The sequence below is a fragment of the Mesorhizobium sp. M7A.F.Ca.CA.004.12.1.1 genome (assembly GCF_003997835.1).
Classification (GTDB): Bacteria; Pseudomonadota; Alphaproteobacteria; order Rhizobiales; family Rhizobiaceae; genus Mesorhizobium.
This window is the reverse complement of record NZ_RZRK01000094.1, coordinates 1-11,458: the sequence shown is the minus strand read 5'-3', so window position 1 is coordinate 11,458 and position 11,458 is coordinate 1. Positions and strand designations below refer to the sequence as shown.

At 59.5% G+C, this 11,458-nt stretch carries 11 protein-coding genes; 2 read left to right on the top strand and 9 right to left on the bottom strand.

What is annotated here, in order from left to right; translation table 11 throughout:
- The first annotated feature begins 1,961 nt into the window (after positions 1-1,961).
- Entirely contained in the window at positions 1,962-3,548 is a 1,587-nt protein-coding gene (locus tag EN984_RS07500) for an FAD-dependent oxidoreductase (protein WP_127270412.1), read from the top strand.
- 126 nt (positions 3,549-3,674) lie between these two features.
- Here the strand turns inward: EN984_RS07500 and EN984_RS07495 are convergent, their stop codons facing one another.
- Entirely contained in the window at positions 3,675-4,007 is a 333-nt protein-coding gene (locus EN984_RS07495; RefSeq protein WP_236383374.1) for a hypothetical protein, read from the bottom strand.
- 1,467 nt (positions 4,008-5,474) lie between these two features.
- Here EN984_RS07495 and xth point away from each other — a divergent pair.
- Positions 5,475-6,266, top strand: coding sequence for an exodeoxyribonuclease III (xth, locus tag EN984_RS07485; protein ID WP_127266514.1), 792 nt, complete (start codon positions 5,475-5,477; stop codon positions 6,264-6,266).
- A gap of 459 nt (positions 6,267-6,725) precedes the next feature.
- On the opposite strand, the gene EN984_RS07480 is transcribed toward xth, so the two are convergent.
- From EN984_RS07480 to EN984_RS07445, 8 genes are all read right to left on the bottom strand, one after another.
- Positions 6,726-7,028, bottom strand: a complete 303-nt coding sequence (locus tag EN984_RS07480) for a hypothetical protein (protein WP_127266515.1) — start codon at positions 7,026-7,028, stop codon at positions 6,726-6,728.
- A gap of 103 nt (positions 7,029-7,131) precedes the next feature.
- Positions 7,132-7,446, bottom strand: coding sequence for a DUF982 domain-containing protein (locus tag EN984_RS07475; protein ID WP_127266516.1), 315 nt, complete (start codon positions 7,444-7,446; stop codon positions 7,132-7,134).
- A gap of 515 nt (positions 7,447-7,961) precedes the next feature.
- Positions 7,962-8,330 carry an SPW repeat protein gene (locus EN984_RS07470; RefSeq protein WP_127266517.1) on the bottom strand — a complete coding sequence of 123 codons (369 nt, stop codon included), beginning with the start codon at positions 8,328-8,330 and terminating at the stop codon, positions 7,962-7,964.
- Between the two features lie 31 nt (positions 8,331-8,361).
- Positions 8,362-8,673: an RNA polymerase rpb6 gene (locus EN984_RS07465; RefSeq protein WP_127266518.1), complete on the bottom strand. Its 312-nt coding sequence runs from the start codon at positions 8,671-8,673 to the stop codon at positions 8,362-8,364.
- Positions 8,674-8,685: 12 nt separating this feature from the next.
- Positions 8,686-9,453: an NADH dehydrogenase ubiquinone Fe-S protein 4 gene (locus EN984_RS07460; protein WP_127266519.1), complete on the bottom strand. Its 768-nt coding sequence runs from the start codon at positions 9,451-9,453 to the stop codon at positions 8,686-8,688.
- A gap of 71 nt (positions 9,454-9,524) precedes the next feature.
- Positions 9,525-10,034 carry an Hsp20/alpha crystallin family protein gene (locus EN984_RS07455; protein ID WP_013525023.1) on the bottom strand — a complete coding sequence of 170 codons (510 nt, stop codon included), beginning with the start codon at positions 10,032-10,034 and terminating at the stop codon, positions 9,525-9,527.
- A gap of 73 nt (positions 10,035-10,107) precedes the next feature.
- Entirely contained in the window at positions 10,108-10,578 is a 471-nt protein-coding gene (locus tag EN984_RS07450) for an Hsp20 family protein (protein ID WP_127266520.1), read from the bottom strand.
- 238 nt (positions 10,579-10,816) lie between these two features.
- Complete coding sequence (locus EN984_RS07445; protein WP_127266521.1) at positions 10,817-11,170, bottom strand: hypothetical protein; 354 nt, start codon at positions 11,168-11,170, stop codon at positions 10,817-10,819.
- Between the last annotated feature and the right edge of the window lie 288 nt (positions 11,171-11,458).

Genomic DNA, 11,458 nt, shown 5'->3' with positions numbered 1-11,458 from the left:
GATTACCATCCGGACGTGTCGTTCAGGCCAGAGCGGCTTCCCGAAGAGTAGGAAAACGCCTGCTACGAGAACGATGATCAACCCCGCTGCGAACGCATTCGCGATGATATGACCAAGCCGCATGCACCCTCCACAGAAGAGTACCCGCCACGCCAAGCGAGCCGTGGCGGGTAATCAACCAACCGACGATGAAGGGACGATGATCGACGGTCACATTCCAAATGTCGAAAAGGCTGTGTTGTTTCACGGGTCAGACCTTTGCGCTTCTGCATTGGAGGTTCGTCGGTGCTACACGCGTGCCTGCCCGAACAACCATCTGCGCACGGCAAAGGACCGCCACCGATCAGCAATGACGGGCCCTGCCTCGAGACTGCTCGGCTGTAAACCAAGCTATGGACTGAACTTCGATTTCAGAAGCAGGTTCCCTTGATCTCCGAACTTGAACTTCAGTGGGTCGGCCCCTACTGGGGCGCCGAGGCGGACCCGGCCGAGGCTTGGGGGCCTCGACAGGCAGCGGGGGGACGCTGCCGCTTTCGAACCTGCCTCGTCATATCAGGACTAGCGCACAAAAAAGCCCGCCACCTTTCGGCAGCGGGCTCCTGGAGAGGCAGGCCATTTGGGGGACGGGTGCTGCCCCAACGAGTTTCCTTTTTGTCACGGCCCGATCTTTGTCAATAATGAAACGTTGCTTGGCTCGATGCGGACTGCGCCAAGGATGCTACAAGATTTTTGGATGCGGTGCGGACGAGAGATGGGGGCATCACTCGGACGCGACTGGCTCAGGCGGGCTACCGCATCCACTCCACCATCGCGTAATCTGAAAGTCCGCGCCCCAATGCCTCCACGGATGGAATGCTGATGGCATCCAACTTGCGCCATTCGGTTCCTGGCTATCAAAAAAGCCCGCCGCCTCTCGGCAGCGGGCAGTGTAGGTCCCTAGGATCACCCCGCGGTAACTAAAGTACACCCCGCCTCGCCAAAAGGGAAATGTTAGATTTCTCTAATGGATGATTCGGACCCTTGGGGCTCGCCGTGGCGTATCAAATACGGGAGCTTCTTGCGGGGCGGGTGATAGCCGAGTATCGCGCAGAAGCGCCGACCTCTTTCCGTGCAGCCGAAGGCGCAACTGGTCGACCTTTGACACTTCACCGGACGGGGGACTACTTCCTTGAGGTGACCGATGAGACCAGCGGGACAGTGTTCGCGTTTCAGTACGCCGACTTGCTCTACTGAGAGGGCTCGCCTCCGTTCGGCGCACTGTTGGGTGTTGCTGATTGAGCAGTGTGCACAGCGCCGTAATGATCTGCGGGGGGGAAGAACGGCTTGACAATCATCACGCTGTCTGGGACGCCTTCAGACCCCCAGGAAAACGCACCATCGCCGCTGATGTAGACCACAGGTAGGGTTGGGTTGGCTCGCCTGACGTGCCCGGCTACTTCCCACCCAGATTCTCGAGAGCCGAGACGGATGTCCGTAAGGAGGCCGGCGAACTTGTTTGGACCCTCATCAAACGCCTTTACGGCGGCTTCGGCACTCGGCACTCCTACGACGAGAAAGCCAGCGTCCTGCAAAGCAGATTCAAGGTCGAGCAGGAGCCTGTGGAATTCCAAACCCGTCGCCACCATCTCCCGTGAGGGTCTTCTGCGCCGCTTGCCTTGATGCAGTGTATGAATTCTTGGTGACCTAGTTGCTGGTCTCGGCAAAGAGCCGCTCCCGGTCCAGAAGGTCAATAACTTGTTCCGTTTTTCCTTACCCCAGAGCGTGGAGAGGCGCGCGCGGTTCCAGTCGCCTTCACCCTTGATGATCTCCTGAAGTGCCCCGCGGTCAATCACGATCTGCGACGGTCTACCCCTTGGTAGTCCCATTTCCGCGCAAGGGAGCAAACAATTTGGATTCGTCTGCGCATTTCGGATCAAAATGCAGTTCCGACCGTTAGACGCGCAGCCAGGTTGGAGGCAGCGATGAACGTCAGTGACGAAGCCACGAAATCTCTTTGGATGAAGGACACGGAGTTGCCCTCGGCCCCGCAACTGGAACAGGATGTGCTATGCGACGTGGCGGTGGTGGGGGCTGGCATGGCCGGCGTTTCTATTGCCTACGAACTTGCGCTGGCGGGACAGTCAGTGGTGCTGGTCGACAGGGGGCGGCTGCTCGGTGGGATGACTTGCCGCACGACCGCCCACTTGGCCCCGATCTGCGACGACGGCCTAAGCGAACTCGTCAAAATCCGCGGCGAGGATCTCGCTCGAGGTTTTCAAGAGAGCCAGCAAGCCGCTGTCGACCGGATCGAGGAACACGTCAGCGATCTTGAAATAGACTGCGACTTTCGTCGGCTCGACGGATTTCTTTTTCCCGCAGCCTGGATGGACGAAAAAGAAGCCACCAAGCAATGTGATGAAGAGTATGAAGCGGCCGGCAAGGTCGGCGCAGTCGCGGAACACGGCCGCGGCGTTCCGCTGAAAGGCCATGAAGCGGCGCCGGTGCTACGCTATCCCGATCAGGCCACGTTTCACCCACTGAAATATCTTCGTGCCCTGCTTGACGATTTCGGGGAGCGCGGAGGCAAGGCTTTTGCCGAAAGTGCCGTGACCGAGATCGAGGAGGGTGAACAGATCCGCCTTCGCGTGGAAGGGGGCGCAACCATCACCGCCGACAACGCCGTGTTTGCCACAAACTCGCCGGTCAATACGGTGGTGGCGATCCACAGCAAGATGGCGCCCTATCGGACCTATGCGATGGCATTCGAGCTGCCCAAAGCAACTCTTCCGGACGCGCTCTATTGGGATATGGACGATCCCTATTACTACGTTCGTCTCCAACCTGGGGAGGGTGACATCGACTATCTAATTGCGGGCGGTCGTGATCATAAATCTGGTGAAGCCGATGACGGCTCGGCGCGTTTCGATGCATTGGACGCCTGGATCCGGGCCCTTGTTCCGGAACTGGGCCAGGAAGCAGCGCGTTGGTCTGGCCAGGTTCTCGACACGATCGATTATTGCGGCTTCATCGGCCGTAATCCTGGCAGCAAGAACGTCTTTATCGCTACCGGGGATTCAGGACAAGGAATCACCCACGGAGCGTTGGCTGGCCTGCTCATCCGGGACCTTGTCGTCGGTGGATCCAGTGTGTGGGAGGAGGTTTATGCCCCCGATCGCAAGCCTCCCTTGGCATTGGTGAACTACGTTAGCGAGAACCTGACGGCGTTGAAGAATTTCGCGGAGTATCTGTTGCCCGGCGAGATCAAATCAGCCGCCGATCTGGAACCCGGTCAGGGCGGTATTCTCCGCGACGGTTTGAGCAAACTCGCCGTGTGCCGTGACCAAAACGGTGGAACGCACATGCATTCCGCCAGTTGCACGCATCTCGGCTGCATCGTCCATTGGAATTCGACCGAGCAGTGCTGGGACTGCCCCTGCCATGGCTCCCAGTTCGCGCCGGATGGAGCCGTTCTCAATGGTCCCGCTATCCGTCCTTTGTCGGCCCGGACCGGAACCGCCTCAGATTGGTCCAAGAGATCACACGCACAATCCCACAGCGGCGCAGACTGAAACTCCCGGTCCGGTCATGAACACCAACATTTCAACCGGGCGGGGCGCTTTTCCCACCTGGACACTCTTCATCGTTCAAAATATCTCGCTGAACACGAGGATCGCGAACGCGACGACGGTGTCGCGCTAGACCAATGCCATCGGCATGTAACGGATGATTACCCTGTCTTGCCGGAAACGGCGCTCCAGTTCGGAGCGGCGGGCGCACCAATCGGACAAGTCGACTTCTTCCGCCATGACCTCGAAGATGACAATTTCGTCGATGGCGGAGTCGGCACCCTTTTGCCACAACCCCTCCGCTGGCGCCTGAAGGTAGGCAGTCACGCCATCGAACCGGGCAGCCAGCTCTTCCTTGACCCGATCGAAAGCTTCCCGCTCAAATGGCCGGCCGTCATTGTCCGCGCGCGGAAGCAGGATTTGGAAGAGGTGCATGACGACTTCTCGCTGAAAAGCATCCAACGGCTTTCATGGCGCCCCGTTCCTTCGGGAATAGCTCGGCCGGAGTGAAACTGGCGAAGCTGACGCTTGAGCGGGGGGCTGAATTCTCTGCCGAAACACACGCCCATCATTCAACGCTACGACCTCGTGCTGCCGTAAACGTGCCTGAGGTCCGCTCGACGGAGAGCCCGATTAGCGACCTTCGTGCCAGCCGCACGGCCGGATGCGAGCGTCACATCTGCCGGCTGCGACTTCGCCCAATACGCTCTCGACTGCGGGCTTTTCGACGGGCAACTCTAAGCTCGGCAAGTGTTGGCCACCACCAACCCCTCAGGCGTTCGGTCGGGCCAGCGGCCACCCTTGCGGGCCATGTCCTTACAAGTTCGCCCAGTGTAGCGGAGCGCCATCTGCCCCAAACGAATTCGCCGTTCGAAGCCATTGCGTGAGGATAAAGGGAAGTTGCGTCTGATGGCGCGACCACTTCACCGGAAATGTCGGTGAAGACGACGACCCCGTAGAGCTCGGTTGCGACAGCGCGACCCAGGTGAGGTTGATCGTGAGTTGGCAACGGGTAGCGGTGACGCCGGCGTTCAGCAGCCAGTTGGCGCGAGGCTCTGTAGCCTTCAGTATTTCTGGCGTCCACACGTCGCCGTTTTCTTTCCTCCGGCTCGGCATGGCGAGCAGCTTTTTCGATGCTTGGCCACCGGCGCCGGAGCTCGTCATATGAGCGAAATGGAACTCTCCAGGCCCGCAATTCGTCGTCCCAACTCGACCACGGGACGGCACGCAACTCTTCAAGCACTGTCCTCGAGTAGGGCGTACGAATGCGCAGGTCGTCCGCGATGTCCAGATATTGGCTCGATATTGGATCGAAGGCGAAGGCATCTCGTCCCTTGCTGTCGTCGTCGGGCGTCGTAGCGCTGCCTCTTGCGCTAGCCACCGGTCAATCCGCCGGGCTGCCGTTGTGCCGGGCACGAACCAGCTCTTGCGCTCGTCACTCCATCTCGCGCGCGGAAAAGCCTGCTGAAACCGCTCGACCGCCATTCGATCGAAGGAAAAGCGGGCTTCGGCGCCACTTGCCTCCTGCTTCTGCGGCCCGGGACGTGGGTTGTAATCCATCACAATGCATCGTTCGCGTTTTGTCGCAGGCAACGCAGTGACGGCCCTAAAAGTTCATCTGCCTAGCAAGCCTCCGGACCCCTGAACCCACGCGAAATGCCAAAGCTGTAGTGAAACTTTCCCCCCGTACCGCGGTTAAGGAGCTGAGAGGACAACACCGTCTAAATCGAACGAGAGAGCGGCTGCGGGCGAGCCTCCCCAAAGGATCGGTCGCGTGCCAGAAGAGGGGAGGGCGCAGGAGGTAAAACATGGCATCGAGACACATCGGTCGCCAGCCCAGGCGCGAGATTTGCGCCGGTATAGAAAAGGAGCGGCGGTTATTGGCGAGGCTGCCTGCAAGACTGACAACCCCGCCGCCGGCATAATGCAATGACACGCATCGCGACCTTCAATTTGAATGGCGTGAACGGTCGCCTGCCGGTGCTCATCAGATGGCTAGGTCAGACCAACTATGACATCGTCTGCCTTCAGGAGTTGAAGACCTCGGATGAGAAATTTCCCGCCGAAGCCATCAGGAACGCCGGTTACGGTGCCGTCTGGCATGGGCAGAAGTCTTATAACGGTGTAGCTGTACTCGCCCGAGGGAAAGAGCCGCTGGAGCGTCGGCGTGGCCTCCCGGGTGATCCTGACGATACTCACAGCCGGTATATCGAGGCGGAGGTGGATGGGATCGTGATCGGCTGTCTGTACCTGCCCAACGGCAATCCAGCGCCTGGCCCGAAATTCGACTACAAGCTCCGATGGTTCGATCGTCTGATCAGCTACAGCCAGGTACTGCTCAGGGAAGGCTCCCCGAGCGTTCTGTGCGGCGACTATAATGTCGTGCCAACGCCGATCGATGCCGCGGTGCCAGGACGTTGGCTAGGCGATGCGGTCTACTTTCCGGAGAGCCGGCAAGCTTACGCCGAAATGCTTGGTTATGGCTGGATCGATGCTGTCCGCCGTATCCATCCGGAGAAGGGCATCTATACGTATTGGAACTTTTCGTATCGTGGCGGTTTCGACAGGAGCTCCGGCCTGCGCATGGACCATCTCCTCGTCAGCCCGTCACTTTCGTCCAGATTACGTGATGCCGGCGTGGACGCTGATTTGCGCGGCTGGGAAAAACCGAGTGATCATGCGCCAGCCTGGATAGAGCTCAACCTACCCGGCCGTGATTGAAGGGTGCCGTTGTTCGCCAGGATGCCGGGCTTTCGCTATTGCAAAGCTGGTCTCTGCACTTGAGCATGGGATCTACCAATCTCGTGGTGGCAAAAGCTTCGCATTCACTGCTGAACTGGCCGACAAGCGCAGGCAGTTTGCGGGCGCCGAGAAGTCGCTTGCGGCCGAAAGCGATGGCAGGGGGGATGTCCTTCGGCCGCCCGATCCAATTACTTCTCAGGCCGAGCCGCGCCATCACGCGCGACCGGCCATCTCTTTGTCGCTCCCCACTAACTATTCCTGTCGGCAAGCTAAAGGATGATGCAGGAGTGAAGGCAGCCAGCGCCGAGGGTACCCGCTGGAGCTCATGGGCTTGGCTTCGGGTGGCACCAGTACGGCAGCGGCCGCGTGGGATCGCTGGTCACGGCCTGTCAGTCAGGCATCTGGCGCATGCCGCGCGGCGGGTGAACTCGCGCGGAGCTAGGTGATCTCATAGTAAAAATCGCAAATCAGATCCGCGACCTTAGTCGCTTCAAAATCAGTCATATGCGCGGCGGTCTCAAGAGCGACAGTCTCCATATCGTCCTGATCGACGGCCAGAAGGTCTAACAATTTCGCAAACTTGAATTTGAGCTCTCGGTCGCCGTCGAATTCATCGATCGTGACGTTCAAAATATTTACGTTGGCGTCTATCAGCCGCGTTTGAATGCTGTCGGAAGAGGCCGCTAACGCGCGAACGGCCGCAAAAAAGTGCTCACGCGCTTTGGTGTATTTTTCGCCCATTTAGAAACCTCGGTGGGTTAAAATGCCTTGGACGTGAGGGCGGAGCCGGGACTTAGGCTTTCGATAGCGCCGAAGTCAACGCATGATTGCCGCCGCAGGGCGTTTAACGGTCACTTTCTATAAGTTCGTCTGCACCGCCAATCTTCGGCCCTGTCATCCAAGGCGGCGCCACGGGAATGTCTTCGATCACACCCACCCTGCGTGCCCAGGTCACAAACGTCTTGTGCGCGGCCTCGACAGACTTGCGACCATCATATGCCGAGTAGCATGTATCACACGCCGCCCCGTGGAGAAGGCCGCGCCTTTCGACCGGCCATTCTTCCAGAAATTCTATGGCATCCATGACGCAACCGATTTTTCTGAGGACGAGACTGTCATCTCGTACAAAAATCGGCTGTTTGAACGTAGCGCTTTCCATCGTGACCTCCCTTCCAGCCTAAAGCGACGCTTGTGCCTCTTCGGGTGACGCAGGATTTTCCTCGGCAAAAGCATGCCGGTCCGCGTGACGCCTTCTCGGCACAGAGAGGATATTGGAAATGCCTCTTTTCAGTTCAAGAGAGAAGTGGCCGGCCGAGCCCAGCAGCCTCTTGGCAATCGTGTCGCCGTGCACCCCATCCCGCTGCCGCGCGTCGGTTCAGTCCGCGAGGGCTTCGAGCCACCAACCTGCACGTCGGCGATCTTGCCCTCGCGTAGCAGGGCGGCCTCGAACCGGCTATGGGAATTCGCGTCAAGATGTACTGGAGTGCAGCAGCCCCGCGAAGGGCCGATCCAGTACCAGAGGTTGAACTGTGTTTCCTGTTACTCATGTCCATGGCGGCCACTTCACACAAACGCGGGATAGATCGCCGAACCGGAACGGCATCAGCATCGATTGTGGTCTCGCGCGTAAAAAAAGAGCGGGCCCGGAAGATCCGGACCCGCCAGCGGCTATGATCAGGCTGCAGAAAGCGGTCGGTTGTTCGCGAGCCAAAGGCTGGCTGCTGCCAGGGCCGCAACCACAACGCCAGCGATGACGTGCGACCACATTGCTGCCGCCAGGCCGGCAAAGCCAAGCACCCAAGGTGCGGCCACAATCCACAGGCCGACGACAAGGTTCGCCCATTCTTCAAATTTGTGGAACGCCACCAACGCGCGCGCCGCGATCAGAACGGTGATTACGCCCGCGATGAAGGCGTGCCAGACGGCAACAGCATCGGCAGCATAGCCAAGGAGCCAGGGCGAGAGCGCCAGCGCGATGCCGGCAAGGATATTTACGACATCGAGCGCCGGCCTGCTGCTGTCGGAAGTGAGATTCTTCAACATCGATCATTCTCCTTTCCTGCGTTTCAGTACGTCAATGTACCGCCCTTGAGTCGAGGGCGGGTGCGGCAGCGGGCCTGTTCGGCCCGATGCCGCAAAGCTTCTTGGGTCCCGATTTGAAACGGACGCAGCCCTTCGGCGAGATCGGCTCAGTCAGGAGGAAGGATTCGATCTCCCGAGGTTCGAACGCATTGCCGGCGATCTCACTCAATGCGAGATGCGGCCGGCTCTTCGGGCTGGCCGCCAACCGGGGCGCTGCGCCGCGCGCCCGGCCCGCTGCCGCGACCGCAAGCGCGAAGGGGTTCGGGATCGTACGTTGGGCGTCGAAGTCGATCAGTGGGTCCATTCTTGCCTCCAGTCATGCGGCTATCCGGGAGCATACCGGGCTGAGCCGAGTCTGGAATCTCTGGGTGCGGCCCTCCAAGGCCAGCAGAGCGAGTTCAACCTCGTCCCGTCGCGTCGGACGTGCATTTTCCGGCATGCCTTCTGCGGTGGCCAGGTCGATCAGGTACTCGTTCCAGGCCCAGTTCTTGAGCACGGCAAGTTTCTCGTCGAGTGCGAGTACCGGGTCATCCACGACCTCCATCGGAGAGGCGTAGAATGTCTCGGGCTCGGAAAGCGCCGTCTGTATGTGCGCTGCCTTTGCACCAGCGCCATAGTTGTGGCTTGCCTGAAGCCATGCCAATTGCAGCCGTTGCCAAACCACGTCGGAAAAGACGTGCCTCTGCTCCGATGCTTGCCTGTTGCTGACCTTGGCCTGGCAGCCAGAAGATGGAGCCTGCACCACGTGGTTGAGGCCTTGGCGCTCCGCATAACGGATCGCCGCCTCAAGCGTCGGAAAATCCAGTTGAACCTGGGTCAGGGTGTCCCGGCCGCCCGTATAGCCCATCAGCGGCTCGATGAACGGGGCTGTGCGAGGTTCGAAAATCAATCGCCAGTCCTTGCGGGGCTTTGCTGAGGTCGTGGCCGAGCGGCATGGCTGGTAGATCCGTGCCGTCACGCCATCCGGAAACACTGACCGCCCCATTGACAAAGCCGGCTCGTCGAGACGAGGCCGATTGTCATTGTCCGGCCGGCCGGAGGTCTTGGTTGGGTTTCTGATGTCGCTGCTTTGAACTGTCTCCATTGTCTGTCCCTCCCATAATGAAGGGTGGTATGAGCAGCGGCCGTTACGGCCGCTGCTCATACTGCCGTGCGTCAGTTCTTGCCGTTGATTGCGATCCGCTTGGCCTTCGCCTGCGCCCGCTCGGTCTTGGGCAAGGTCACGGTCAGCACCCCGTTCTTGAAGGCGGCGTTGACCTTGTCTTCCTCGACCTCGTAGCCGAGCGGAATGAGGCGCTCGAAGCGACCGTAGAAGCGCTCGGAGAACTGCCGGTCTTTGTCCTCGGTCTCGGAACGCTTCTCGCCTTTAAGCTTGAGCGCCCCGTTGTCCAGCAGGACTTCTATGTCGCTCTCGTCCAGGCCAGGTATTTCCGCCGTGACGCGGACTTCCTTGTCCGTGTCAGAAATCTCCACGCTGGGCCAAGTGGCGGCAAAAGAGGGACTGAAGGCCGGCAGTCTGGCGCCAAAGCTGCGGAAGGCGTCATCGAACAGCCTGTTTACCTCCCGGTGGAGGGAGACGAAGGGGTCTCGATCTCCATCAGGGAAGAGACTGGGCGCCGAGTTTCCGTTGCCCCGGCCCCATGGGATCAAGTCACGTACGCTCATTGTCTTTCTCCTTTCGTAGGTCTCTGAGCCGGGCCGGACGCCCGGCTCAAGCGATGCCTTCATAGTGGATTGCTCAGGCCGCCAGCTTCTCGGTCTCGACCTTGGGCGCTTCGATCTTCGGCATGCGAGCCCCGCTGGAGATCTCGACCTTGCGCGGTTTCATCTCCTCGGGAACCTCGCGCTTGAGATTGATGCTCAGCAGCCCGTTCTCGAGGCTGGCGCCAGCAACTTTGACATGATCGGCCAGTTCGAACCGACGCTCGAAAGCGCGCCCGTTAATGCCGCGGTAGAGATACTGGCCGTTCTCATCGCCCGATTGCGACCCGCTCACGACCAGCATGTTGGGCTGGTAAGTGATGGTGAGCTGGTCCTGCGAGAAACCGGCGACCGCCATGGTGATGCGATAGTCATCATCATCAACCTTGGCGATATCGTAGGGCGGCCAGTTGTCGAACGAGGCCACACGGCTCGCATTCTCAAGCATGTCGACCATGCGGTCGAAGCCGATGCTGGACCGGTACAGGGGGGTAAAATCGAGGTTCATAACCACATCCTCCTTTGAGCAACATGGATCATAGGAGGCGCCAAGAGCCTTGCCGCCTCCTGGTCTGCCGGCCCCATCGGGCGACCGGCGACTATCAAATTTAGAATCGCGACTTGCACCTTCAAGAGGAAGAATAGGAAAATTTTCAGCGGCAGTCCGGGCGACGCACCCATGCCGCCCTCCCGCCGGCGGGGTCACTCGCCGACGGATCCATGGTGCAGGAACAATTATGTGGCGCTTAAATCCGATCGATGAATGGCACGAACCCGGCCACCACCGCGCTGTCACTGCCATCAGGACCGGCAAGCTCTTCCGATTGATCCAATTGTTGCAACGCATCCATGATCGCATCGAAGCTGACCGGTTCACCCGCCCCCGGCAGCATGCGAAGCGCTGGCACGGATTCTACCGCGCAGGCATCCGACGCCCATGACGAAAGGATGGCGCGCTTCTCCTGAACGTCCAGGGCAACGTCGGCCAAAACGTCGTGGGGGTGTTTGAAATGCCGTGCCGGATGCAGCAAGCGGTCCAGAAAAACGTCAGGGGCCACGGGTTCAATCGAGGCAAAATGGGTCGAAATGGCTGCTTCCATTGATGGTCCTCCGCTTCAGACAATCTCCTGCGTGGTTGAGTTTGGCGGCTCTCGCGATTCCCGCCAGACGAAATTTTGGAACGTCTCAAGCAGGTTTCAATGGCTCGGCACGGGTCACATCCCCGTCGTCAACGCCTTAGAACCATTTTATCGGGCCGGTGAAACAATCGGCGAGAATCTCAGTTCTGGCGTCGGACGAAAATCAAGGACCCGAATCCGGCAGGAGAACCAGTCATGTCTTACCTCTCCAGGAACTTGTGCATTGGCTTGATCACAGGAGCCCTGATG

Bases quoted from the DNA above. Each gene is read 5' to 3' on its own strand.
- EN984_RS07500 (WP_127270412.1), top strand. From the start codon at position 1,962: ATGAACGTCAGTGACGAAGCCACGAAATCTCTTTGGATGAAGGACACG.
- xth (WP_127266514.1), top strand. From the start codon at position 5,475: ATGACACGCATCGCGACCTTCAATTTGAATGGCGTGAACGGTCGCCTG.
- EN984_RS07480 (WP_127266515.1), bottom strand. From the start codon at position 7,028: ATGGGCGAAAAATACACCAAAGCGCGTGAGCACTTTTTTGCGGCCGTT.
- EN984_RS07475 (WP_127266516.1), bottom strand. From the start codon at position 7,446: ATGGAAAGCGCTACGTTCAAACAGCCGATTTTTGTACGAGATGACAGT.
- EN984_RS07470 (WP_127266517.1), bottom strand. From the start codon at position 8,330: ATGTTGAAGAATCTCACTTCCGACAGCAGCAGGCCGGCGCTCGATGTC.
- EN984_RS07465 (WP_127266518.1), bottom strand. From the start codon at position 8,673: ATGGACCCACTGATCGACTTCGACGCCCAACGTACGATCCCGAACCCC.
- EN984_RS07460 (WP_127266519.1), bottom strand. From the start codon at position 9,453: ATGGAGACAGTTCAAAGCAGCGACATCAGAAACCCAACCAAGACCTCC.
- EN984_RS07455 (WP_013525023.1), bottom strand. From the start codon at position 10,034: ATGAGCGTACGTGACTTGATCCCATGGGGCCGGGGCAACGGAAACTCG.
- EN984_RS07450 (WP_127266520.1), bottom strand. From the start codon at position 10,578: ATGAACCTCGATTTTACCCCCCTGTACCGGTCCAGCATCGGCTTCGAC.
- EN984_RS07445 (WP_127266521.1), bottom strand. From the start codon at position 11,170: ATGGAAGCAGCCATTTCGACCCATTTTGCCTCGATTGAACCCGTGGCC.